The 23,432-nt window shown below is 54.1% G+C and carries 21 protein-coding genes; 10 read left to right on the plus strand and 11 right to left on the minus strand.

What is annotated here, in order from left to right:
• Positions 1-47: 47 nt before the first annotated feature.
• The 4 genes from gyrB to dnaA all read right to left on the minus strand — a co-directional run bounded on the left by gyrB (position 48) and on the right by dnaA (position 6,211).
• Positions 48-2,459, minus strand: coding sequence for a DNA topoisomerase (ATP-hydrolyzing) subunit B (gyrB, locus tag ACHHZ6_RS19765; RefSeq protein ID WP_182273184.1), 2,412 nt, complete (start codon positions 2,457-2,459; stop codon positions 48-50).
• Between the two features lie 28 nt (positions 2,460-2,487).
• Positions 2,488-3,561 (minus strand): DNA replication/repair protein RecF, encoded by a 1,074-nt coding sequence (gene recF, locus ACHHZ6_RS19770; RefSeq protein WP_182919160.1) that lies wholly within the window; start codon positions 3,559-3,561, stop codon positions 2,488-2,490.
• Positions 3,562-3,708: 147 nt separating this feature from the next.
• Positions 3,709-4,809, minus strand: a complete 1,101-nt coding sequence (dnaN, locus tag ACHHZ6_RS19775) for a DNA polymerase III subunit beta (RefSeq protein WP_182273186.1) — start codon at positions 4,807-4,809, stop codon at positions 3,709-3,711.
• Between the two features lie 4 nt (positions 4,810-4,813).
• Positions 4,814-6,211 carry a chromosomal replication initiator protein DnaA gene (gene dnaA / locus ACHHZ6_RS19780; RefSeq protein WP_182273187.1) on the minus strand — a complete coding sequence of 466 codons (1,398 nt, stop codon included), beginning with the start codon at positions 6,209-6,211 and terminating at the stop codon, positions 4,814-4,816.
• A 601-nt stretch (positions 6,212-6,812) separates the two neighbouring features.
• On the opposite strand from dnaA, the gene rpmH reads away from it, so the two are divergent.
• The 9 genes from rpmH to ACHHZ6_RS19825 all read left to right on the plus strand — a co-directional run bounded on the left by rpmH (position 6,813) and on the right by ACHHZ6_RS19825 (position 14,345).
• Positions 6,813-6,953, plus strand: coding sequence for a 50S ribosomal protein L34 (gene rpmH / locus ACHHZ6_RS19785; RefSeq protein ID WP_000831330.1), 141 nt, complete (start codon positions 6,813-6,815; stop codon positions 6,951-6,953).
• 16 nt (positions 6,954-6,969) lie between these two features.
• Positions 6,970-7,329: a ribonuclease P protein component gene (gene rnpA, locus ACHHZ6_RS19790; protein ID WP_182273188.1), complete on the plus strand. Its 360-nt coding sequence runs from the start codon at positions 6,970-6,972 to the stop codon at positions 7,327-7,329.
• Positions 7,293-7,550 (plus strand): membrane protein insertion efficiency factor YidD, encoded by a 258-nt coding sequence (gene yidD, locus ACHHZ6_RS19795; RefSeq protein WP_182273189.1) that lies wholly within the window; start codon positions 7,293-7,295, stop codon positions 7,548-7,550. The genes rnpA and yidD overlap by 37 nt, the downstream gene beginning before the upstream one ends.
• Positions 7,551-7,552: 2 nt before the next feature.
• A complete protein-coding gene (gene yidC, locus ACHHZ6_RS19800; RefSeq protein WP_196390644.1) occupies positions 7,553-9,196 on the plus strand; it encodes a membrane protein insertase YidC in 1,644 nt (547 codons plus the stop codon).
• Between the two features lie 74 nt (positions 9,197-9,270).
• Positions 9,271-10,635 (plus strand): tRNA uridine-5-carboxymethylaminomethyl(34) synthesis GTPase MnmE, encoded by a 1,365-nt coding sequence (gene mnmE, locus ACHHZ6_RS19805; protein ID WP_182273191.1) that lies wholly within the window; start codon positions 9,271-9,273, stop codon positions 10,633-10,635.
• A 111-nt stretch (positions 10,636-10,746) separates the two neighbouring features.
• On the plus strand, positions 10,747-11,922 hold the full coding sequence (locus ACHHZ6_RS19810) for an MFS transporter (RefSeq protein WP_196390643.1): 1,176 nt from the start codon (positions 10,747-10,749) through the stop codon (positions 11,920-11,922).
• The gene (gene yidZ / locus ACHHZ6_RS19815; protein WP_182273193.1) at positions 11,891-12,853 is read left to right on the plus strand and encodes an HTH-type transcriptional regulator YidZ; all 963 of its coding nucleotides are present in this window, start codon (positions 11,891-11,893) and stop codon (positions 12,851-12,853) included. Before ACHHZ6_RS19810 ends, yidZ begins: the two co-directional genes overlap by 32 nt.
• A gap of 142 nt (positions 12,854-12,995) precedes the next feature.
• On the plus strand, positions 12,996-13,742 hold the full coding sequence (locus ACHHZ6_RS19820) for a 4'-phosphopantetheinyl transferase superfamily protein (RefSeq protein ID WP_182273194.1): 747 nt from the start codon (positions 12,996-12,998) through the stop codon (positions 13,740-13,742).
• 36 nt (positions 13,743-13,778) lie between these two features.
• Positions 13,779-14,345 carry an NADPH-dependent FMN reductase gene (locus ACHHZ6_RS19825; RefSeq protein ID WP_182273195.1) on the plus strand — a complete coding sequence of 189 codons (567 nt, stop codon included), beginning with the start codon at positions 13,779-13,781 and terminating at the stop codon, positions 14,343-14,345.
• A gap of 91 nt (positions 14,346-14,436) precedes the next feature.
• Here the strand turns inward: ACHHZ6_RS19825 and adeP are convergent, their stop codons facing one another.
• Entirely contained in the window at positions 14,437-15,774 is a 1,338-nt protein-coding gene (adeP, locus tag ACHHZ6_RS19830) for an adenine permease AdeP (RefSeq protein WP_182274600.1), read from the minus strand.
• 166 nt (positions 15,775-15,940) lie between these two features.
• On the opposite strand from adeP, the gene yieH reads away from it, so the two are divergent.
• Positions 15,941-16,606 (plus strand): 6-phosphogluconate phosphatase, encoded by a 666-nt coding sequence (gene yieH, locus ACHHZ6_RS19835; protein ID WP_182273196.1) that lies wholly within the window; start codon positions 15,941-15,943, stop codon positions 16,604-16,606.
• 87 nt (positions 16,607-16,693) lie between these two features.
• On the opposite strand, the gene phoU is transcribed toward yieH, so the two are convergent.
• From phoU to glmS, 6 genes are all read right to left on the minus strand, one after another.
• Entirely contained in the window at positions 16,694-17,419 is a 726-nt protein-coding gene (phoU, locus tag ACHHZ6_RS19840) for a phosphate signaling complex protein PhoU (RefSeq protein ID WP_182273197.1), read from the minus strand.
• A 14-nt stretch (positions 17,420-17,433) separates the two neighbouring features.
• Positions 17,434-18,207 carry a phosphate ABC transporter ATP-binding protein PstB gene (gene pstB / locus ACHHZ6_RS19845; protein WP_182273198.1) on the minus strand — a complete coding sequence of 258 codons (774 nt, stop codon included), beginning with the start codon at positions 18,205-18,207 and terminating at the stop codon, positions 17,434-17,436.
• Positions 18,208-18,254: 47 nt separating this feature from the next.
• Positions 18,255-19,145, minus strand: a complete 891-nt coding sequence (gene pstA / locus ACHHZ6_RS19850) for a phosphate ABC transporter permease PstA (protein WP_182273199.1) — start codon at positions 19,143-19,145, stop codon at positions 18,255-18,257.
• Complete coding sequence (gene pstC / locus ACHHZ6_RS19855; RefSeq protein ID WP_182273200.1) at positions 19,145-20,104, minus strand: phosphate ABC transporter permease PstC; 960 nt, start codon at positions 20,102-20,104, stop codon at positions 19,145-19,147. The genes pstA and pstC overlap by 1 nt, the downstream gene beginning before the upstream one ends.
• Before the next feature lie 128 nt (positions 20,105-20,232).
• Positions 20,233-21,273, minus strand: coding sequence for a phosphate ABC transporter substrate-binding protein PstS (gene pstS, locus ACHHZ6_RS19860; RefSeq protein WP_182273201.1), 1,041 nt, complete (start codon positions 21,271-21,273; stop codon positions 20,233-20,235).
• A gap of 322 nt (positions 21,274-21,595) precedes the next feature.
• Positions 21,596-23,425 (minus strand): glutamine--fructose-6-phosphate transaminase (isomerizing), encoded by a 1,830-nt coding sequence (gene glmS, locus ACHHZ6_RS19865; protein ID WP_182273202.1) that lies wholly within the window; start codon positions 23,423-23,425, stop codon positions 21,596-21,598.
• Positions 23,426-23,432: the final 7 nt, after the last annotated feature.

The raw sequence follows: 23,432 nt of genomic DNA on the forward strand, positions 1-23,432 counted from the left end.
AAAGGGGCGAGGGCGAAAAGTGTCGTTAAGGTGAGGGGAAAAACGGCTTAAATGTCGATATTCGCCGCTTTCAGCGCATTCTCTTCGATAAAGGCACGGCGTGGTTCAACGGCATCACCCATCAGGGTGGTGAACAGCTGATCCGCAGCAATAGCGTCTTTCACGGTAACACGCAGCATGCGGCGGCTTTCCGGATCCATAGTCGTTTCCCACAGCTGATCCGGGTTCATTTCACCCAGACCTTTATAACGCTGAATCGCCAGACCGCGACGAGACTCTTTCACCAGCCATTCCAGCGCCTGCTCGAAGCTGGCAACCGGCTGACGACGTTCACCACGTTCGATGAAGGCATCATCTTCGATCAGACCACGCAGCTTCTCACCGAGAGTGCAGATGCGGTGGTATTCCGGGCCGGTCACAAACTCGTGCTCCAGCGGGTAGTCAGTATCGACGCCGTGGGTACGCACGCGGATAACCGGCTCAAACTGCTGATCGGCATTCTGCTGAATATCACATTTCCACTGGCTACCGTGCTGCTCTTTCTCGTTCAGCTCGCTCACCAGCGTGTTCACCCAGCGGGACACGGTCTGCTCACTGCTCAGATCGGCTTCGGTCAGGGTTGGCTGATAGACCAGCTCTTTGAGCAGCGCTTTCGGATAGCGACGCTCCATACGACCAATCATTTTCTGCGTGGCGTTGAACTCGGAAACCAGACGTTCCAGCGGCTCCCCGGCCAGTGCAGGCGCGTGAGAGTTCGCATGCAGGGTTGCACCATCAAGGGCGATCGCGATTTGGTACTGATCCATCGCGTCGTCATCTTTAATGTACTGTTCCTGTTTGCCTTTCTTCACTTTGTACAGCGGCGGCTGTGCAATGTAGACGTGACCACGTTCAACGATTTCTGGCATCTGACGGTAGAAGAAGGTCAACAGCAACGTACGGATGTGCGAGCCGTCGACGTCCGCATCGGTCATGATGATGATGCTGTGATAACGCAGTTTGTCCGGGTTGTATTCGTCACGGCCAATGCCGCAGCCCAGCGCGGTGATCAGCGTCGCCACTTCCTGAGAAGAGAGCATCTTGTCGAAACGGGCTTTCTCTACGTTGAGGATTTTACCCTTCAGCGGCAGGATAGCCTGGTTCTTACGGTTACGGCCCTGCTTCGCAGAACCGCCCGCGGAGTCCCCTTCCACAAGGTACAGTTCAGACAGCGCCGGGTCGCGTTCCTGGCAGTCAGCCAGTTTTCCTGGCAGACCTGCTAAGTCCAGCGCACCTTTACGGCGAGTCATTTCACGGGCTTTACGCGCCGCTTCACGGGCACGTGCCGCGTCGATAATTTTGCCAACAACGATTTTCGCGTCAGACGGGTTTTCCAGCAGGTATTCGCTCAGCAGTTCGTTCATCTGCTGTTCAACCGCCGATTTCACCTCAGAAGAAACCAGCTTGTCTTTGGTCTGAGAGGAGAACTTCGGATCCGGCACCTTCACAGAGACAACCGCAATCAGGCCTTCACGGGCATCGTCACCGGTGGCGCTGACTTTCGCTTTTTTGCTGTAGCCTTCTTTGTCCATGTAGGCGTTCAGGGTACGGGTCATCGCTGCGCGGAAGCCCGCCAGGTGAGTACCGCCATCACGCTGTGGAATGTTGTTGGTGAAGCAGTAGATGTTTTCCTGGAAACCATCGTTCCACTGCAGTGCCACTTCCACGCCGATACCGTCTTTTTCGGTGGAGAAGTAGAAAATATTCGGGTGAATTGGCGTTTTGTTCTTGTTCAGATACTCAACGAACGCCTTGATACCACCTTCGTAATGGAAGTGGTCTTCTTTGCCGTCACGCTTGTCTTTCAGACGAATAGAGACGCCAGAGTTCAGGAACGACAGTTCACGCAGGCGTTTCGCCAGGATGTCGTACTCAAATTCAGTGACGTTGGTGAAGGTTTCGAGGCTCGGCCAGAAACGCACCATCGTACCGGTTTTGTCGGTGTCGCCAGTCACAGCCAGCGGTGCCTGCGGCACACCGTGTGTATAAAGCTGACGGTGAGTTTTCCCTTCACGCTGGATAACCAGCTCCAGCTTCTGCGACAGGGCGTTAACCACGGACACGCCTACGCCGTGCAGACCACCAGAAACTTTATAGGAGTTATCGTCGAACTTACCGCCTGCGTGCAGAACGGTCATGATCACTTCCGCCGCAGACACGCCCTCTTCCGGGTGAATACCGGTTGGGATACCACGACCATCATCGGTAACAGAGACAGAGTTGTCCGCATGGATTGTGACCACGATGTCTTTACAGTGACCCGCGAGCGCTTCGTCGATAGCGTTATCTACCACCTCGAATACCATGTGGTGCAGACCGGTGCCGTCATCCGTATCGCCGATATACATACCCGGGCGCTTACGCACCGCATCCAGCCCTTTCAGGACTTTGATACTGGAGGAGTCATAAGAATTCGACATCAACGTTTCTCGCTCATTTAATCTTGGGTTAATCCGTTATTTTACCCTTTTCCACGGTAAACATCTTCGAATTTTCGTCCGACATGTCTATAACGTGTTCAGCGCTAATGGCGCTGACGAAAACCTGCGACTGCGTGGCTTTTAAGCGACTGGCAAGCAGCCCACGCCGCGCGTCGTCAAGTTCCGAGGCAAAATCATCTATCAGATACAGGCAGCGTCGCCCGCTTTCGCGGGTTAAAAACTCCCCCTGCGCCAGGCGCAGCGCGCACATCAGGAGCTTGAGCTGCCCGCGCGACAAGGTATCTTCGACCGGTGCGCCGTCAGCACGAATGCGAAAATCTGCCTTGTGCGGGCCATGCGCGGTGTAGGTCAACATGCGGTCGCGCTCGAAGTTTCTCTCTAACACTTCTGCGTAATCCGTCTCTTTCTCCCAGCCGCGCTGGAAGGAGAAGGTGAGAGAAAATTCAGGTAAAAACTGTTTGCAGGTGTCGGCCATATCTTCGGCGATACCTGCGCTGTATTCGGCACGCCAGCGGCTGATTTGTTCCGCAAGCGGGATTAATTCCATATCCCACGGACGCAGCTGGGCGTAACGCGTCACCTGGCGCAACGCGGCGTTACGCTGCTTAAGCAGACGCTTCAGGTTGCTCCAGGCGTTAAAGAAACCGGCTTCGTTGTGAAAGCATCCCCAGTCAAGGAACGCTCTTCTGTATTTGGGGCCGCCGTTGAGTAAAGTAAACCCCTCCGGCGTAATCAGTTGCATGGGCATTAACAGCGCCAGCTCCGCCACTTTGTGGCCGTCGGTACCGTCGATGCGCACCTTGCTGTCACCCAGCTTGTCTTTGGTCAGGCCGATGGCGGTTTCCCGCTCTTCTCCCTGCAAACGTCCGTGCAGAACAAAGGATTCCTGCTCGTGGCGAATCACGCGACCAATCTGCAAACTACGAAAAGCCCGGCCGTGGCCGAGCGTATAGATGGCTTCCAGTACGCTGGTTTTGCCGCTGCCGTTCGCGCCAACCAGGAAGTTAAAGCCAGGGGATAAAGCGAGATCCGCGCTTTCAATGTTGCGGAAATCTTTAATTAAAAGGCGCGTCAGTGACATATCTGGGTTTCTTCGGGCCAGGGCGTAATCGGCGCAGCCAGTTTCAACGCGGACTGCGCACAGACCCTGGAGCGTACACGAAGTACGTGACAGTGGCGAGCACAGCCCAGGTTGAAAATGGCAAGTAAGATAGCCCGATATTTTTCACTACAGTCTCATTGGCATGACAACATACGCCGCGCTTTGGCTGGCTGCATCTTCAATCTGTACGCTCGATACGGAGTCGGTCAGCAGAATGCGCACATTTTCGCATTTCAGTGCATTCAGCACGTCCAGCACGTAGCTGACGTTAAAGCCAATTTCCATCTCAGCCCCGGCGTAGGTGACGTCCAGAATCTCTTCTGCCTCTTCCTGCTCCGGGTTGTTGGCGGTGATTTTGATCTGGTTTTCGCTCACATACAGACGCACGCCGCGGAATTTCTCATTGGAGAGGATCGCTGCACGGGCAAAAGCCTGCTTGAGGCTATCGCAGCCCGCTTCCAGCGTTTTGTCCGGGTTCTTCGGCAATACGCGGCGATAATCCGGGAAGCGACCGTCAACCAGCTTCGATGTGAAGACAAAATCACCCACGTGTGCGCGGATGTTGTTGCTGCCAATCTGCACGCGCAGCGGAGTGTCTCCGCCGTCGAGCATACGCATCAGCTCAATCACACCTTTACGCGGTACGATCACCGAATGGTTTGGCAGTGAGTCGCCAATTGGCATAGAACAGACCGCCAGACGGTGGCCGTCTGTTGCCACGGTACGCAGCTCTTCACCTTCGGTTTCAAACAGCATGCCGTTTAAGTAGTAACGAACGTCCTGGTGCGCCATTGAGAACTGCGTGGCTTCAATCAGACGCTTCATCGTCGCCTGCGGCAGGGTGAATTCAACTTCACTCTGCCAGTCATCCAGGTTCGGGAAGTCTGCTGCAGGCAACGTAGAGAGGGAGAAACGGCTGCGGCCAGAGCGCACCAGCATGCGGTCGCCCTCCAGCTGCACGGCGATTTCAGCGCCTTCCGGCAACCCACGGCAGATATCAAAGAATTTACGTGCCGGAACAGTGGTCGCGCCCGCATTATGCGGCTGAGACAGCGTAACGCGCGCGATCATTTCCATTTCCAGGTCTGTGCCGGTCAGCGACAGCGTACCGTCCGCGACCTGAAGCAGCAGGTTTCCGAGAATAGGCAGCGTTGGGCGGCCACCTAATGGGCCACTCACCTGTTGCAGCGGTTTTAATAAATGTTCACGTTCAACGGTAAATTTCATAGCGTCACGATGATAATGTTCTGATTAAATTGGAAAAATCTTCTTTTATGTCGTGGCTTTCTTCGCGTAACTGCTCAATCTTACGACAAGCGTGCAGCACGGTCGTATGGTCACGGCCACCAAACGCATCGCCGATCTCCGGCAAACTGTGGTTGGTTAACTCCTTTGCCAGCGCCATCGCCATCTGACGCGGGCGCGCCACCGAGCGGGAACGACGTTTAGACAGCAAATCTGCCACTTTGATTTTGTAGTACTCGGCCACCGTCTTTTGAATATTGTCGATGGTGACCAGTTTTTCCTGCAATGCCAGTAAATCACGCAGCGCTTCACGCACAAAATCGATGGTGATCGCACGACCGGTGAAGTTGGCATTGGCGATAACGCGGTTCAGTGCCCCTTCCAGCTCACGCACGTTGGAGCGCAGACGCTTGGCAATGAAGAACGCCACTTCACCCGGCAGGCGAATGTCGTTCTCATCGGCTTTTTTCATCAGGATCGCCACGCGGGTTTCCAGCTCCGGTGGCTCGATCGCCACGGTCAGGCCCCAGCCAAAACGGGATTTCAGGCGATCTTCAACACCGTTGATCTCTTTTGGATAACGATCTGAGGTCAAAATGATCTGCTGATTGCCTTCCAGCAGCGCATTAAAGGTGTGGAAAAACTCTTCCTGCGAACGCTCTTTATTCGCGAAGAACTGGATGTCATCGATCAGCAGTGCGTCAACAGAACGATAATAGCGTTTAAACTCTTCGATCGCATTGTTTTGCAGGGCTTTTACCATGTCCTGAACGAAGCGCTCGGAGTGCATATACACCACTTTCGCATTAGGCTTACGCGCCATAATGCCGTTACCCACCGCATGCAGAAGGTGCGTTTTACCCAGACCCGTGCCGCCATAAAGGAACAGCGGGTTGTAAGCACCACCGGGGTTATCTGCAACCTGGCGAGCCGCCGCGCGCGCCAGCTGGTTCGATTTACCTTCAACGAAGTTATCGAACGTGTGTTTAACGTTAACGTTAGAGCGGTAGGTTGGCTCTGCGGGTGCAGGAACGTTGTCCCAGCCCGGACGGGCAGCCGGTGCAACGCGAGGAGCCGGAGCGGGTGCAGCCTGGGCAGGTGCGGTCACATTTACCGTTTCACGAACGGTTTGCGTAACCGGCTTTGTTCCCACCTCAAAGCGCAGTTGCGGAACATCTGATCCGCAGAAATCATTTAACAATCCGTTGATATTATTTAGGTATTTATCCCTTACCCAATCGAGCACAAAACGGTTTGGCGCATACAAAGCCAGCGTGTTATCGCTCAGTTCCGCCTGCAATGGGCGGATCCACATACTGAATTCTGTGGCTGGTAACTCATCCTGCAATCGGGCAAGACACTGCTGCCAAAGCGAAAGTGACACGGCGGACTCCACTCGAACAATAAAAGAAAACTATTGAATATTCATGATTGTTGGCGCACATCGACATGACCCTGTGCAAAAGGGGGATGTGCGAATTGCTATCTGCAATTTTATCCTGACCCGGATCCTGGGATCCCGATCGGGACCGCGGATCATAGCCTAAACTGAGTCAGAGATCTTCTGTTTCTCACAGATTCTTCCCGATTTATCCACAGGAAGATCCGAAACCGGGTAAGTGTAATCGATCCTGACGAGAGTGCCCCACGATTTAGCCCGCATATTGGAAAAATTAATGAGCATAGACAATTTTTTACTTAAATGATCTAACGAAGATCCAGGACGATCCTTGCGCTTTGTTGGGGAGGCCGTATAATCCTCGACCCGGCGCGTGATGCTCATCTTCCTGCGTCGTCCGTTGCTCATTTTCCACGCGAAAACGTGCGGAAATACGCGGGAAATAAGGAAAGAGAATTGACTCCGGAGTGTACAATTATTACAATCCGGCCTCTTTAATCACCCACGCTGAGGCGTTAGTCGTTCGAAACTCGTTCGGGTATACGCAAAAGTCAGTGAATTTATTCAAGTTTAGGTAGAAATCGCCATGAAACGCACTTTTCAACCGTCTGTACTGAAGCGCAACCGTTCTCACGGCTTCCGTGCTCGTATGGCTACTAAAAATGGTCGTCAGGTTCTGGCACGTCGTCGTGCTAAAGGCCGCGCTCGTCTGACCGTTTCCAAGTAATAAAGCTAACCCCTGAGTGGTTAAGCTAGCATTTCCCAGGGAGTTACGTTTGTTAACTCCCACTCATTTCACTTTCGTCTTCCAGCAGCCACAACGGGCTGGCACGCCGCAAATCACCATCCTCGGCCGCCTGAATTCGCTGGGGCATCCCCGCATCGGTCTTACTGTCGCCAAGAAAAACGTTAAGCGTGCGCATGAACGCAACCGGATTAAACGTCTGACGCGTGAAAGCTTCCGTTTACGTCAGCACGAACTGCCTTCTATGGATTTCGTGGTGGTGGCTAAAAAGGGGGTTGCCGACCTCGATAACCGTGCTCTCACGGAAGCGTTGGAGAAATTATGGCTCCGTCACTGTCGCCTGGCTCGCGGGTCCTGATAGCCCTCATTCGGGTCTATCAACGCCTGATTAGTCCGCTACTCGGGCCGCACTGCCGTTTCACCCCAACATGCTCAAGCTACGGAATTGAGGCATTGCGCAGGTTTGGAGTGATAAAAGGCAGTTGGTTGACAGTGAAACGCGTATTAAAATGCCACCCTTTACACCCAGGTGGAGACGACCCCGTCCCCCCAGGACCCTTTGATACCAGAGAACACTAACGATGGATTCGCAACGCAATCTTCTTATCATCGCTTTGTTGTTCGTGTCTTTCATGATCTGGCAGGCATGGGAGCAGGATAAAAATCCTCAACCCCAGCAGCAGACCACGCAGACCACGACCACCGCAGCGGGTAGCGCCGCCGACCAGGGCGTACCGGCCAGTGGCCAGGGGAAACAGATTACGGTTAAGACCGATGTGCTTGAGCTGACTATCAACACCCGTGGTGGTGATGTTGAGCAGGCGCTGCTGTTGACCTACCCGAAAGAGCTGAAGTCTACCGAACCGTTCCAGTTACTGGAAACCACGCCTGAGTTTATCTACCAGGCTCAGAGCGGCCTGACCGGTCGTGATGGCCCGGATAACCCGGCTAACGGTGCGCGTCCGCTGTATAACGTCGAGAAAGACGCGTTCGTGCTGGCTGATGGTCAGAACGAAATCGCTATCCCGATGACCTACACCGATGCGGCAGGCAACACCTTCACCAAAACCTTCACCCTGAAACGCGGTGAGTATGCGGTGAGCGTGGGCTACAACGTACAGAACACCGGTGCAAAACCGCTGGAACTGTCGACCTTTGGCCAGCTGAAGCAATCCATCAATCTGCCGACTCACCGTGACACCGGAAGCAGCAACTTTGCGCTGCATACCTTCCGTGGCGCGGCGTACTCCACGCCTGACGCGAAGTACGAGAAATACAAATTCGACACCATTGCCGATAACGAAAACCTGAACGTCAGCGCTAAAGACGGTTGGGTGGCAATGCTGCAACAGTATTTCGCCACAGCGTGGGTGCCAAACAACGACGGTACCAACAACTTCTACACCGCGAATCTCGGTAACGGTATTGCAGCCATCGGCTACAAATCGCAGCCGGTTCTGGTTCAGCCGGGTCAAACCGGTAAGCTGACCAGCACCCTGTGGGTTGGCCCGGAAATCCAGGACAAAATGGCTGCCGTTGCGCCGCATCTGGATCTGACCGTGGATTACGGCTGGTTGTGGTTCATCTCTCAGCCGCTGTTTAAGCTGCTGAAGTTCATCCACAGCTTCCTGGGCAACTGGGGCTTCTCCATCATCGTTATCACCTTCATCGTTCGTGGCATCATGTACCCGCTGACTAAAGCGCAGTACACCTCCATGGCGAAGATGCGTATGCTGCAGCCGAAGATTGCGGCAATGCGTGAGCGTCTGGGCGATGACAAACAGCGTCAGAGCCAGGAAATGATGGCCCTGTATAAAGCAGAGAAAGTGAACCCACTGGGTGGTTGCTTCCCTCTGATTATCCAGATGCCAATCTTCCTTGCGCTGTACTACATGCTGATGGGTTCCGTTGAGCTGCGCCACGCGCCGTTCGCACTGTGGATCCATGACCTGTCTGCACAGGACCCGTACTACATCCTGCCGATCCTGATGGGCGTGACGATGTTCTTCATCCAGAAGATGTCTCCGACTACCGTGACCGACCCGATGCAGCAGAAGATCATGACCTTTATGCCGGTCATCTTCACCGTGTTCTTCCTGTGGTTCCCGTCAGGTCTGGTGCTGTACTATATCGTCAGCAACCTGGTGACCATCATCCAGCAGCAGCTGATTTACCGTGGTCTGGAAAAACGTGGCCTGCATAGCCGCGAAAAGAAAAAATCCTGATCAGGTAAGTTAACGCTAAAATAAGGGCGGTCGATTGACCGCCTTTTTTTATTGCAACACTGTAGAGACAAACCATGAGCCATAACGACACTATCGTCGCCCAGGCAACCCCACCGGGACGCGGTGGTGTTGGCATTCTGCGTATCTCCGGCCTGAAGGCGCGCGAGGTGGCTGAAGCGGTGCTGGGTAAACTGCCAAAGCCGCGTTACGCTGATTATCTGCCATTTAAAGATACCGACGGCACCTCGCTGGATCAGGGCATTGCGCTGTGGTTCCCTGGCCCGAACTCCTTTACCGGCGAAGATGTGCTGGAGCTGCAGGGTCACGGCGGCCCGGTGATCCTCGACCTGCTGTTAAAACGCATTCTGACCCTGCCTGGGCTGCGCATTGCGAAGCCGGGTGAGTTCTCCGAGCGTGCTTTCCTGAACGACAAACTCGACCTGGCACAGGCCGAGGCAATTGCCGACCTGATCGACGCCAGCTCTGAACAAGCGGCTCGCTCCGCACTGAACTCGCTGCAGGGGGCATTTTCTGCCCGCGTGAATCATCTTGTGGAAGCACTTACTCACCTGCGGATCTACGTCGAAGCGGCCATCGACTTCCCGGATGAGGAGATCGACTTCCTCTCTGACGGCAAAATTGAAGCCCAGCTCAACAGCGTGATGGCCGATCTCGATGCGGTCCGTGCCGAAGCGCGTCAGGGCAGCCTGCTGCGTGAAGGGATGAAGGTGGTGATTGCCGGTCGTCCTAACGCCGGAAAATCGAGCCTCCTGAACGCGCTGGCAGGCCGTGAAGCGGCGATCGTCACTGACATTGCCGGCACCACCCGTGACGTACTGCGCGAGCATATTCACATCGACGGGATGCCGCTGCACATTATTGATACTGCGGGTCTGCGCGATGCCAGCGATGAAGTAGAGCGCATTGGTATCGAGCGCGCCTGGCAGGAAATTGAGCAGGCCGACCGCGTGTTGTTTATGGTGGATGGCACAACCACCAGCGCGGTTGACCCGGCGGACATCTGGCCAGACTTTATCGCCCGTCTGCCAGCCAAACTGCCAATCACCGTGGTGCGTAACAAAGCCGACGTCACTGGCGAAACGCTGGGCATCAGCGATGTGAATGGTCACTCACTGATCCGCCTGTCGGCACGTACTGGCGAAGGCGTGGATGACCTGCGTAACCACCTTAAGCAGAGCATGGGCTTTGACACCAGCATGGAAGGCGGCTTCCTGGCGCGTCGTCGTCATCTGCAGGCGCTGGAAGAGGCAGCAAACCACCTTGTTCAGGGTAAAGCACAGTTGATTGGCGCATGGGCGGGTGAACTGCTGGCGGAAGAGCTGCGCCTGGCGCAGCAAAATCTGAGTGAGATCACCGGGGAGTTTACGTCGGATGATTTGCTGGGAAGGATCTTCTCGAGCTTCTGTATTGGTAAGTAATTTCCGCTAACACATGGTGATTTCCTCTCAGGAAATCACCATTGTCCAAATGGCAACTCGCATCTTCCCCTTTATCCCCCTATTCTGCTTGCCTGTCTCTATGGGGGGTTTATGGCTCGTTTTCTGTTTTGTAGTTTTGCACTGGTTCTGCTTTATCCATCAGGCATTGATATGTATCTGGTGGGGTTACCACATATCGCCCGCGACCTCGGTGCCAGCGAAGCGCAGCTGCATATTGCGTTTTCGGCCTACCTCGCAGGTATGGCGTCGTCGATGGTGTTTGCCGGAAAAATTGCGGACAAGGCAGGTCGTCAACCTGTTGCCATCACAGGCGCGGTGATTTTTGCGCTGGCTTCCGTACTCTGCTCACTGGCACAGGACAGCACATTGTTCCTGGCGGGGCGCTTTGTCCAGGGAATTGGCGCTGGCGGTTGTTACGTTGTGGCCTTCGCGATTTTGCGCGACACCTTAAGCGCTCAGCGCCGTGCCAAAGTGCTCTCCATGCTAAACGGCATCACCTGTATTATCCCGGTACTGGCACCTGTCGTAGGATATCTCATCATGCTGAAATTCCCGTGGCAGAGCCTTTTCTGGACAATGTCAGCAATGGGGGCGCTGGTCTTTATTTTGTCGATCGCGGTGCTGAAAGAAACGCACCCTGGCGCGCAAAATACGGGACATACCGCAACGATTCACCCGGCGGAGAAACTCCTCAACCGCTTTTTCATTAGCCGGTTGTTGGTCACCACGCTAAGCGTGGCGGTGATCCTGACCTATGTAAACGTTTCCCCGGTGTTACTGATGGAAACGATGGGTTTTGATCGCGGGGAATATTCAACAGTGATGGCGTTAACCGCAATGGTCAGTATGGCCGTGTCATTCTCCACGCCGTTTGCACTGAATGTCTTCAGCCAGCGCACGCTGATGCTGACCTCACAGGCGTTGTTCCTGGCTGCAGGTGTGATTCTGGCGACCACCAGCTCGCACGCGATTATGCTTGCGGGTATCACCCTGATTTGCGCCGGATTCTCCGTCGGTTTTGGTGTCGCGATGAGCCAGGCACTGGGTCCATTTTCGCTGCGAGCAGGCGTGGCAAGCTCAGTGCTGGGTATCGCACAGGTCTGTGGTTCATCACTGTGGATTTGGCTGGCGGCAGTTATCGGCCTTAATGCGCTGAATATGCTGATCGGGATACTGATTGGCTGTAGCATGCTCTGCATCACCTTGCTTATCGTCATCCAGCCTGTGGCGCATTATGAAGAAACCCATCAGCAGTCTCGATCTTAACTTATTGCTATGCCTGCAGCTTTTGCTGCAGGAGCGCAGCGTCACCAAAGCCGCGAAACGGATGAACGTCACACCGTCTGCGGTGAGTAAATCACTGGCGAAGCTGCGCGACTGGTTTGAAGACCCGCTGTTTGTGAAAACTCCGCTGGGGTTGTTACCGACACCGCTGACGGTAAGCCTGGAGCAGGATCTGGCCGACTGGATGCAGATTGGTAATCAGATCCTCGACAAATTCCACCATGACTCCCCCGGCGGCCTGAAGTTTGTGCTGGCAGCGGAAACCCCGCTGATGCTGATCCGCTTCAATGCCTTGCTGGAGCAGGTAAATCAGCGCTATCCGCAGGCCACGGTGAAGATGCGCAACTGGGATTACGACTCGCTGGATGCCATTACCCGCGGGGAAGTGGATCTTGGCTTCACAGGCCGCGAAACGCACCCGCGATCTCGCGAGCTGCTGAAGCTGTTACCGTGGTTTATCGACTACGAGATCCTGTTTAGTGACCGTCCGTGTGTTTATCTGCGCGAAGATCACCCTGCACTGCAGGAAGAGTGGAACCTGGAGACGTTCCTGCGCTACCCGCATATCAGCATCTTCTGGGAACGCAGCGACACCTGGGCGCTTGATGAGGTGCTGAAAGAGATGGGGCGCGAACGCAATATCGCCATGAGCTTACCCGGCTTTGAGCAGTCGATGTTTATGGCAGCGCAACCCGGCCACAACTACATTGCCACCGCACCGCACTACTGCCACCACTATAATCAGCTCCACCAGCGCAAGCTGATCACCCTTCCCATACCTATCGATGAAACGCAGGCTGAAAAGCTTACCGTGCCCTTCACGCTGATCTGGCATAAACGGAACAGCCATAATCCAAAAATCCTCTGGCTGCGGGAAACAATCAAAGCGCTGTATGGTGCGCCACTGCGCTAGCGATCCAATTTTTGCCTAAGAAAATGTAAAGTTCGGTCCTCAGGCTTCTCTTACTCCCATTTACTGATTAAAACAGAAGCTAAGTTAAGCGATAATGATGTAATCGTTTAACCTGACTACAACCATTATCAAGGAGCGAAAAATGGCTACGCACTTTGCAAGAGGGATACTGACAGAAGGGCATCTCGTATCAGCCAGAATTTCTTCAGCGTGCCACAGCGAGGCACGCACACTTCCTGAGCACCGCCGGACGCGTTTTTTAGCTTCCCGGGCACTTCTCGCTGAACTGCTGTTTATGCTGTACGGCACCAGTGAACTGCCAGACATCATCACCCAACCGGAAGGTCGTCCGGTCTTTGCCGACCCGGAGCTGCCCCGTTTTTCCATTGCTTACACGGGCAACATTATTGGTATAGCGCTCACCACCGAGGGTGACTGCGGGCTGGATATGGAACTTCAGCGCGCCACCCGAGGCTTTCACAGCGCGAACCCGCACGACGATTACCCACTTTCCAGCAATGAGCAGCTGTGGGTACGTAACCAAAACGATCCCATCGAGGCCAGGGCTCAGCTCATCACCTTGCGCCAGAGCATTCGTAAGCTCTGCGGCTGCGCATCAGACGATGCCAGCCTGGTGCAGTTACTTCCCGGCTCCGGACGCCTGCGAGCCACCAAAACCGCACTGGTAGAAGCGCTCAGCGACGCAGAGGATGTCTTAATCTGGTCTATTGCCGTCACCCCTGCTATTGAGCGGCTGAAAATTTGGGAATTTGACAGCACGCGCGGATGGCGTAGCCTTCCGGATGTACCCGAACGCGCCAACGAGCCCGCTGCACGCCTGATGAGATTAACCAGTTTACCGGCAGAAAAAGCATTTACCCTTAGCTGATCCATTCAGGGTCATCATGATGAAACAGGAGTAATCATGTCTGATACGTTGAAAGTTGTTACGTTACTGGGAAGCCTGCGCAAAGGTTCATTTAACGGGATGGTTGCCCGCACGTTGCCACAGCTGGCACCAGCAGGAATGGAGATTAACGCCCTGCCGTCCATTGGCGATATTCCGCTTTATGATGCGGATGTACAGCAGGAAGAAGGCTTCCCGCAGAGCGTGGAAGCCCTGGCAGCGCAAATTCGTCAGGCTGATGGCGTGGTTATTGTGACGCCGGAGTATAACTACTCGGTTCCAGGCGGTCTGAAGAATGCCATCGACTGGCTATCACGTTTGCCGGAGCAGCCGCTCTCGGGTAAACCGGTGTTGATCCAGACCAGTTCTATGGGTGCCATTGGCGGTGCACGCTGTCAGTATCACCTGCGCCAAATCCTGGTGTTCCTGGATGCAATGGTGATGAACAAGCCGGAATTTATGGGCGGAGTGATTCAAAACAAGGTTGACCCGCAGACGGGTGATGTGGTGGATCAGAGCACGCGTGACCATCTCTCTGGCCAACTGACGGCGTTTGGTGATTATATTAAGCGGGTCAAAGCGTAAAAGAGGTGCGGGCTGATGCCCTCACCCCAGCCCTCTCCCACGGGAGAGGGTGCAAATACTAAAGCCCTTTTCGAAGAAAAGGGCTTGCTGTTTATTTCGCGTCGATGAACACAATCTTCAGCACAAACAGCAGCGCCACAATGATCACGCATGGGCTGAGGTCGCGGAAACGACCGGTACCGATCTTCATCACGCAATAAGAGATGAAGCCCAGCGCGATACCTTCAGTGATAGAGAAGCTGAACGGCATCATCACCGCGGTAATAAAGGCAGGAACCGCTTCGGTCAAGTCTTCCCACTTCACGCGAGCCAGGCTTGAGGTCATCAGTACGCCCACGTAAATCAGCGCACCGGCTGCCGCATACGGTGGAACCATCCCGGCCAGCGGGGAAAGGAAAATCACCAGCAGGAACAGAATACCGACCACAACCGCCGTCAGACCGGTACGACCGCCAACGGACACACCAGAAGAGGATTCAATATACGCGGTAACGGAAGAGGTACCGATAAAGGAACCAACAACGGAGGAGATACTGTCGACAAACAGCGCCTGCTTCATGCGCGGGAATTTGCCTTTTTCATCGGCCAGACCCGCTTTGTCAGTCACGCCAATCAGCGTACCGGAGGAGTCAAACAGGTTCACCAGCATGAAGGAGAAAATCACGCCCGCCAGACCCAGGTTCAAAGAACCGGCCAGGTCAACGTGACCAATAACCGTAGAAACACTCGGCGGAGCGGAGACGATACCGTTGTAGTGAACGTCGCCCAGCATCCAGCCCAGCAGCGTGGTGATCACGATGGAAACCAGTACCGCCGCATGAATGTTACGGGAGGCCAGAATCGCGATGATAAAGAAGCCCAGCACACCCAGCAGCACGTTATGGGATGTCAGGTGCCCAATGCTGACCAGCGTATCCGGGTTAGCCACGATAACACCCGCATTTTTCAGCCCCATCATACCGATGAACAGGCCGATACCGCTGGTAATACCTACACGCAGGCTCACCGGAATATTGGCAATCATCCAGTAACGCACGCGGAAAATGGTCAGCAGCAGCAGACCCATAGCGCCCCAGAAGATAGCCCCCATCCCCACTTGCCACGGCAGACCCATAGCCTGAACGACCACGAACGCGAAGAACGCATTCAGACCCATCGCCGGAGCCAGAGCAACAGGCAGGTTGGCAAATACCCCCATCAGAATGCTGCCCAGCGCAGCGATCAGACAGGTGGTCACGAAGACGGCGCTGGTATCCATGCCAGCAACGCCCAGAATTTGTGGGTTAACAAAAACGATATAGACCATCGTCAGGAAGGTGGTGAAACCGGCGATCACTTCGGTGCGTGCCGTTGTGCCATGCTCGCGCAGTTTAAACACGCGCTCAAGCAGCCCCTGACCAGATGTCTGGGTAGTGTGTTGTTGACTCATCATCAATTTCCGAACAAGGAGGGAAAATTCGTCGCTATCCTATACCAAAATGCGACAATAAGGGCAGTTGCGGGATACTTTTTTTCATTGGTTTTGCTTATACGGCAACGATTGCGTCTCGTAAAACTGCAGTACGTAAACGTTAAACTTGTTAAAAGGGAAAGGCATGTCCGGAATTGAAGCGGTATTTTTCGACTGCGACGGTACGCTGGTCGACAGTGAAGTCATTTGTTCCCGCGCGTATGTCACCATGTTCCAGGAATTTGGCATCACGCTCGAGCTCAAAGAGGTGTTCAGGCGCTTTAAGGGCGTGAAGCTCTACGAGATCATCGACATCATTAACGAAGAACACGATGTGGATTTGGTGAAAGCGGATCTGGAGCCGGTATACCGTGCCGAAGTCGCACGTCTGTTCGACGCTGAACTTGACGTCATTACTGGTGCAAACAGGTTACTGGATGCGATGACGGTGCCAATCTGCGTGGTCTCTAATGGCCCGGTCAGCAAAATGCAGCACTCGCTGGGTAAACTGGATATGTTGCACCACTTCCCGGAAAAACTGTTCAGTGGTTACGATATTCAGCGCTGGAAGCCAGACCCGGCACTGATGTTCCATGCGGCGAAGGCGATGAGCGTCAACGTAGAAAACTGTATTCTGGTGGACGACTCTATGGCGGGTGCGCAGTCGGGGATTGATGCGGGAATGGAGGTGTTTTACTTCTGTGCCGATCCGCACAACAAACCGATCGATCATCCAAAAGTGACGACGTTTACCGATCTGGCACAGCTGCCAGAACTGTGGAAGGCACGCGGGTGGAATATCACACGCTGAAAAAACAAAGCCGGATGGTGCTAACACCCATCCGGCCTGCATGGCATACGTAGGGCGGGTAAGCGTTAGCGCCACCCGCCACAAACCTCACGCCTTCTGATCTTTATCTGCCAGCAGCTTATCCAGCTCGTCGCCGCCCACATGACGGAAGTCCTGACCTTTCACGAAGTAGAAGATGTATTCGCAAATGTTCTGGCAGCGGTCGCCGATACGCTCAATTGAGCGCGCACAGAACAGGGCGGTCAGTACGCTTGGGATCGTACGTGAATCTTCCATCATGTAGGTCATCAGCTGACGCACGATGCCTTCATACTCCTGGTCAACTTTCTTGTCTTCACGGTAAATACGCACCGCTTCGTCCAGATCCATACGCGCAAAGGCATCCAGCACGTCGTGCAGCATCTGCACGGTGTGGCGACCCAGCGACTCCAGGCTAACCAACAGCGGCTGGTGCTGCTGCGAGAATTTCTCCAGTGCGGTACGGCAGATTTTATCCGCAACGTCACCAATGCGTTCCAGCTCGGCGATAGTTTTGATGATCGCCATCACCAGACGCAGGTCACTCGCCGTTGGCTGGCGCTTGGCAATAATGCGCACGCAAGCCTCGTCGATGGCCACTTCCATCATGTTGACGTTTTTGTCGCCTTCGATAACGCGCTTCGCCAGCTCGCTATCCTGATTGTGCATCGCGGTGATCGCATCAGAAAGCTGCTGCTCCACCATGCCGCCCATGGTCATCACCTGAGTGCGGATGCTTTCCAGCTCGGCGTTAAACTGGCCGGAAATGTGTTTGTTAAGATTGAGATTGTCCATAGCGCACTCCTGAATCAACCGTAGCGACCGGTGATGTAGTCTTCTGTTTGCTTTTTCGCGGGCTTGGTGAACAGATCGTCCGTGTTACTGAACTCAATCAACTCGCCCAGGTACATAAACGCCGTGTGGTCTGAACAACGTGCCGCCTGCTGCATGTTGTGGGTCACAATCACCACGGTGTAATCCTGCTTCAGCTCGGTGATCAGCTCTTCGATACGCCCGGTTGAGATCGGATCCAGTGCTGAACACGGCTCATCAAGCAGCAACACTTCCGGGCGAATAGCGATACCACGCGCAATGCACAGACGCTGTTGCTGACCACCGGAGAGAGAGTAACCGCTCTGGTGTAACTTATCTTTGGTTTCGTTCCATAATGCGGCCTTGGTCAAAGCCCACTGCACGCGCTCGTCCATATCGGTACGAGACAGCTTTTCAAACAGACGCACACCAAACGCGATGTTGTCATAAATCGACATCGGGAACGGCGTGGGTTTCTGGAACACCATACCCACTTTCGCACGCAGCAGGGCGATATCCTGGGTATTGGTCAGAATGTTGTCACCGTCCAGGATGATTTCGCCTTCGGCACGCTGCTCCGGATAGAGCGAATACATCTTGTTAAAGGTACGCAGCAGGGTGGATTTACCACAGCCAGACGGACCGATGAATGCCGTGACCTGGTTCTTCGCGATATCCAGGTTGATATTCTTCAGGGCATGGAATTTGCCGTAGTAGAAGTTCAAATCACGAACCTGAATCTTACCCGGGGCAGTATCAACCATACTCATTGACTCATTTCCTCATTCGACGCCGCGAGGTGCCGCGCCGTAAAAAATTAACCGTGTTTCTTCTTCGCGAAAATGACGCGCGCCAGAATATTCAGCAACAGTACACAAAGGGTAATGATCAGCACCCCGGCCCAGGCCAGTTGCTGCCACTCCGCGAATGGGCTCATCGCAAATTTAAAGATTGTCACCGGCAGGTTGGCGATTGGCTGCATCATATCCGTGCTCCAGAACTGGTTGGAGAGCGACGTGAACAGCAGAGGTGCCGTTTCACCCGCGATACGCGCAACTGCCAGCAGAACACCGGTCATGATCCCGGAGATTGACGCTTTCAGCGTAATGGCGGAGATCATTTTCCATTTCGGTGTTCCCAGTGCGTAAGCCGCTTCACGCAGACTGTCTGGCACCAGCTTCAGCATGTTCTCGGTGGTGCGGATGACAATCGGTACCTGTAACAGCGCCAGTGCAATCACACCAGCCCAACCGGAGAAGTGCTCCATCTGTGCCACAACGATGGTGTAGACGAACAGACCGACCACGATAGACGGGGCAGAAAGCAGAATGTCGTTGATGAAGCGAATAACTTCCGCCAGCCAGGATTTACGGCCATATTCTGCCAGGTAGATACCCGCCATGATGCCCAGTGGGGTACCGAAGATCGTTGCCCACAGGATCAACAGGCCGCTACCCGCCAGGGCGTTCGCCAGACCACCACCTGCAGTATTTGGCGGCGGGGTCATTTCGGTAAACATTGCCAGCGACATGCCATCAATACCGCGAACAACGGTAGAGAAGAGGATCCAGACCAGCCAGAACAGACCGAATGCCATCGTCGCCATAGAGAGCGTCAGTGCAATACGGTTCTTGATGCGGCGCTTGGCCTGCATCTTGCGGCGGGATTCCGCCAGTTCAGCGGTGCTTTGCATTTCGAGAGTCGCCATTAGCGTGCCCCCTCATTTTTAGCCAGGCGCATAATCATCAGCTTGGAAATCGCCAGGACAATGAAGGTGATAACAAACAGGATCAGGCCCAGTTCCATCAGCGCAGCAACGTGCAGCCCGGATTCCGCTTCGGCAAATTCGTTCGCCAGTGCAGACGTAATACTGTTACCTGGCATGTAGAGCGAGGCGCTGTCGAGCTGGTAGGTGTTACCGATAATAAAGGTGACAGCCATCGTTTCACCCAGAGCACGACCCAGACCCAGCATCACGCCGCCTATCACCCCATTTTTGGTGAACGGCAGGACGATGCGCCAGATAACTTCCCAGGTGGTGCAGCCGATACCGTAGGCCGACTCTTTCATCATCACCGGGGTTTGTTCGAAGACATCGCGCATAACAGCCGCAATGTACGGAATAATCATGATGGCCAGGATCACACCTGCAGCCAGAATACCGATGCCGAATGCCGGGCCTGAGAACAGCGCGCCCACAAACGGAATTGCAGAGAGGATATTACCTACCGGCTCCTGGAAGTACGTTGCGAACAGCGGAGCAAAGATAAACAGCCCCCACATGCCGTAAACGATACTGGGAATAGCAGCCAACAGTTCAATGGCGATACCCAGTGGACGTCGCAACCAGCCAGGTGCCAGCTCTGTCAGGAACAGGGCAATACCGAAGCTCACCGGAACGGCAATCAGCAGGGCAATGAATGAGGTCACCAGCGTGCCGTAAATGGGGACCAGCGCACCGTAGATATCGTTCGGCGCATCCCACTCTTTACTCCACAGGAAGGAGAAACCGAATTTCTGGATGCTCGGCCAGGAGGAGAAAATCAGAGACACGATAATGCCGCCCAGCAGCAATAGCACAATCAGCGCAGCCAGTCTGACCAGCGCGCTGAAAATCATGTCACCTTTTTTACCCGGAGGGTTAAATGCAGGCTTGGTTGCAGCCATAAATCACTCTTCTGTTAAAAACGTCTTACGAATATGCCCGGTGGCGCTAACGCTAACCGGGCCTACAGCTTGAACCGTAGGGCGGGTTAGCGTTAGCGCCACCCGCCATCTTCGTCAAAAATATCCTGTTAGTACAGCGCTTTACCGCTACTGTCTTTCACGTTGGTTTTCCATGCAGCACGAATCTGCTCAACCACGCTGTCCGGCAGGCTAGCGTAATCCAGGTCGTTAGCCTGTTTATTGCCGTTTTTGTATGCCCAGTCGAAGAATTTCAGCACTTCAGTACCCTGCTCAGGTTTCTTCTGCTCTTTGTGAACCAGAATGAACGTGGTAGAGGTGATTGGCCATGCACCTTCGCCTTTCTGGTTAGTCAGATCCTGTGCGAAGGATTTGCTCCAGTCAGCGCCTTTGGCGGCGTTAGCAAAGTTCTCTTCAGTTGGACTCACTGGCTTACCATCTGCAGACAGCAGTTTGGTGTAAGACAGGTTGTTCTGTTTCGCGTACGCATACTCTACGTAACCGATAGAACCAGGCAGACGCTGTACGAACGCGGCGATACCGTCGTTACCTTTACCGCCCAGACCGGTTGGCCAGTTAACGGTAGAGCCAGAACCGACTTTAGATTTCCACTCTTCGTTCACTTTTGCCAGGTAGCTGGTGAACACGAAAGAGGTACCAGAACCATCCGCACGGCGAACCACAGCGATGTTCTGAGAAGGCAGTTTCAGGCCTGGGTTGAGTTTAGCAATTGCTTCGTCATCCCATTTTTTGATTTTACCCAGGTAGATGTCACCCAGGGTTTTACCGTCCAGCACCAGCTCACCAGATTTCACACCTGGCAGGTTGACCGCCAGAACCACACCACCGATAACGGTTGGGAACTGGAACAGGCCTTCCTGAGCCAGTTTTTCATCAGTCAGTGGAGCATCTGATGCACCGAAATCAACGGTGTTAGCGGTAATTTGTTTCACGCCACCGGAGGAGCCGATACCCTGGTAGTTAACCTTGTTACCGGTTTCTTTCTGGTAGGTATCCGCCCATTTGGCATACACCGGCGCAGGGAAGGTTGCACCAGCGCCAGTCAGGCTTGCTTCTGCGAATACAGAGAAAGCACTCAGAGATAAGGTCGCGGCGACAACAGTTGCGACAGTGGTACGCATAACTTTCATAATGTCTCCTGCAAGATTTTCGTAAATCGTTGTTTAGTGGCTACGATGAGCAAAATAGGACAAACAGGTGACAGATAAATGTACGAATTATGACAGTTTTATGACAACGAAAGTTTCACTTAAAAAGCAACGAAACATTCTTTATTTATCATTGTGTTAGCCACTAAGATGACAGTGTGTTTTCAGAAATATTTTCTTTATGTGACACTGAAAAAAATAGCTGAAGATGACAGATTGTCATAAATAAAAACACGAAAGCGTTGATTAAAAACAAACCAGGAGGGGTAAAAAAAGCTCCACCCGAAGGTGGAGCCTGAAGGGATTACTCTACAGTTACAGATTTCGCCAGGTTACGCGGCTGGTCTACGTCGGTGCCTTTGATCAGCGCCACGTGGTAAGCCAGCAGTTGCAGCGGAACGGTGTAGAAGATCGGGGCAATGACCTCTTCCACATGCGGCATATCAATGATGTGCATGTTATCGCTGCTGGTGAAACCGGCATCCTTATCAGCGAAGACATAAAGTACACCACCACGAGCGCGCACTTCTTCGATGTTAGATTTCAGTTTTTCCAGCAGTTCGTTGTTAGGTGCCACAACAATAACAGGCATATCCGCGTCAATCAGCGCCAGCGGGCCATGTTTCAGCTCGCCTGCCGCGTAGGCTTCAGCGTGGATATAGGAGATCTCTTTCAGCTTCAGTGCGCCTTCCAGCGCAATCGGATACTGATCGCCACGGCCCAGGAACAGCGCGTGGTGTTTGTCGGAGAAATCTTCAGCCAGCTCTTCAATGCGTTTATCCTGCGACAGCATCTGTTCAATGCGGCTTGGCAGTGCCTGCAGACCATGAACGATATCATGCTCGACAGAAGCATCCAGACCTTTCAGACGCGCCAGTTTTGCCACCAGCATCAGCAGAACGGTCAGCTGGGTAGTAAACGCTTTGGTAGACGCTACGCCGATTTCAGTACCCGCTTTGGTCATCAGCGCCAGATCGGACTCACGCACCAGCGAAGAGCCAGGCACGTTACAAATCGCCAGAGAACCCAGGTAACCCAGCTCTTTGGAGAGACGCAGCGCCGCCAGGGTGTCCGCCGTTTCGCCAGACTGGGAAAGGGTGATCATCAGACTGTTACGACGCACAGCGGATTTGCGGTAGCGGAATTCAGATGCGATTTCGACATCGCATGGTACGCCAGCCAGCGCTTCAAACCAGTAACGCGACACCATACCGGAGTTGTAAGACGTACCGCAGGCAACGATCTGAATATGCTCAACCTTACCGAGCAGTTCGTTAGCGCTCGCACCCAACTCGCTCAGATCCACCTCACCGTGGCTGATACGCCCGGTCAGCGTGTTTTTGATAGCGTTTGGCTGCTCGTAAATCTCTTTCTGCATGTAGTGACGGTAAGCGCCTTTGTCGCCCGCGTCGTACTGCAGGTTAGATTCGATCTCCTGACGCTTCACAGGCGCGCCTTTGGTATCGAATACGGTCACGCTACGGCGCGTCACTTCCGCAATATCGCCTTCTTCCAGGAAGACAAAGCGACGGGTAACTGGCAGCAGAGCCAGCTGATCGGAAGCGATAAAGTTTTCACCCATACCCAGACCGATAACCATCGGGCTACCGGAACGCGCTGCCAGCAGGGTGGACGGGTCGCGGGAATCCATGATCACCGTACCGTACGCACCACGCAGCTGTGGGATAGCACGCAGCACGGCATCACGCAGTGTGCCGCCCTGCTTCAGCTCCCAGTGAACCAGGTGAGCAATCACTTCGGTGTCAGTTTCAGAGACGAAGGTATAGCCACGCGCTTTCAGCTCTTCGCGCAGCGGTTCGTGGTTTTCAATAATACCGTTATGCACCACCACGATGTGTTCAGACACATGCGGGTGCGCGTTGCCTTCAGACGGTTCGCCGTGAGTCGCCCAGCGGGTATGCGCAATACCCGTACCACCGTGCAGCGGATGTTCTTCCGCGGCCTGAGCCAGCATCTGCACTTTACCGAGGCGGCGCAGACGGGTCATATGACCCTCTTCATCTACGACAGCCAGACCGGCAGAGTCGTAGCCACGGTATTCCAGACGACGTAAACCTTCGAGAAGGATTTCAGCAATATCACGCTGCGCAACTGCGCCAACAATTCCACACATAGTTTTA

The sequence above is a fragment of the Enterobacter cloacae complex sp. 2024EL-00214 genome (assembly GCF_043945575.1).
Classification (GTDB): domain Bacteria; phylum Pseudomonadota; class Gammaproteobacteria; order Enterobacterales; family Enterobacteriaceae; genus Enterobacter; species Enterobacter cloacae_P.

Coding starts and splice junctions, on each gene's coding strand:
- yieH (WP_182273196.1), top strand. CDS start 15,941: ATGTCCGGAATTGAAGCGGTATTTTTCGACTGCGACGGTACGCTGGTC.
- rpmH (WP_000831330.1), top strand. CDS start 6,813: ATGAAACGCACTTTTCAACCGTCTGTACTGAAGCGCAACCGTTCTCAC.
- pstA (WP_182273199.1), bottom strand. CDS start 19,145: ATGGCGACTCTCGAAATGCAAAGCACCGCTGAACTGGCGGAATCCCGC.
- pstS (WP_182273201.1), bottom strand. CDS start 21,273: ATGAAAGTTATGCGTACCACTGTCGCAACTGTTGTCGCCGCGACCTTA.
- adeP (WP_182274600.1), bottom strand. CDS start 15,774: ATGAGTCAACAACACACTACCCAGACATCTGGTCAGGGGCTGCTTGAG.
- mnmE (WP_182273191.1), top strand. CDS start 9,271: ATGAGCCATAACGACACTATCGTCGCCCAGGCAACCCCACCGGGACGC.
- ACHHZ6_RS19820 (WP_182273194.1), top strand. CDS start 12,996: ATGGCTACGCACTTTGCAAGAGGGATACTGACAGAAGGGCATCTCGTA.
- glmS (WP_182273202.1), bottom strand. CDS start 23,425: ATGTGTGGAATTGTTGGCGCAGTTGCGCAGCGTGATATTGCTGAAATC.
- dnaN (WP_182273186.1), bottom strand. CDS start 4,809: ATGAAATTTACCGTTGAACGTGAACATTTATTAAAACCGCTGCAACAG.
- gyrB (WP_182273184.1), bottom strand. CDS start 2,459: ATGTCGAATTCTTATGACTCCTCCAGTATCAAAGTCCTGAAAGGGCTG.
- pstB (WP_182273198.1), bottom strand. CDS start 18,207: ATGAGTATGGTTGATACTGCCCCGGGTAAGATTCAGGTTCGTGATTTG.
- ACHHZ6_RS19825 (WP_182273195.1), top strand. CDS start 13,779: ATGTCTGATACGTTGAAAGTTGTTACGTTACTGGGAAGCCTGCGCAAA.
- recF (WP_182919160.1), bottom strand. CDS start 3,561: ATGTCACTGACGCGCCTTTTAATTAAAGATTTCCGCAACATTGAAAGC.
- ACHHZ6_RS19810 (WP_196390643.1), top strand. CDS start 10,747: ATGGCTCGTTTTCTGTTTTGTAGTTTTGCACTGGTTCTGCTTTATCCA.
- phoU (WP_182273197.1), bottom strand. CDS start 17,419: ATGGACAATCTCAATCTTAACAAACACATTTCCGGCCAGTTTAACGCC.
- yidZ (WP_182273193.1), top strand. CDS start 11,891: ATGAAGAAACCCATCAGCAGTCTCGATCTTAACTTATTGCTATGCCTG.
- yidD (WP_182273189.1), top strand. CDS start 7,293: ATGGCTCCGTCACTGTCGCCTGGCTCGCGGGTCCTGATAGCCCTCATT.
- yidC (WP_196390644.1), top strand. CDS start 7,553: ATGGATTCGCAACGCAATCTTCTTATCATCGCTTTGTTGTTCGTGTCT.
- pstC (WP_182273200.1), bottom strand. CDS start 20,104: ATGGCTGCAACCAAGCCTGCATTTAACCCTCCGGGTAAAAAAGGTGAC.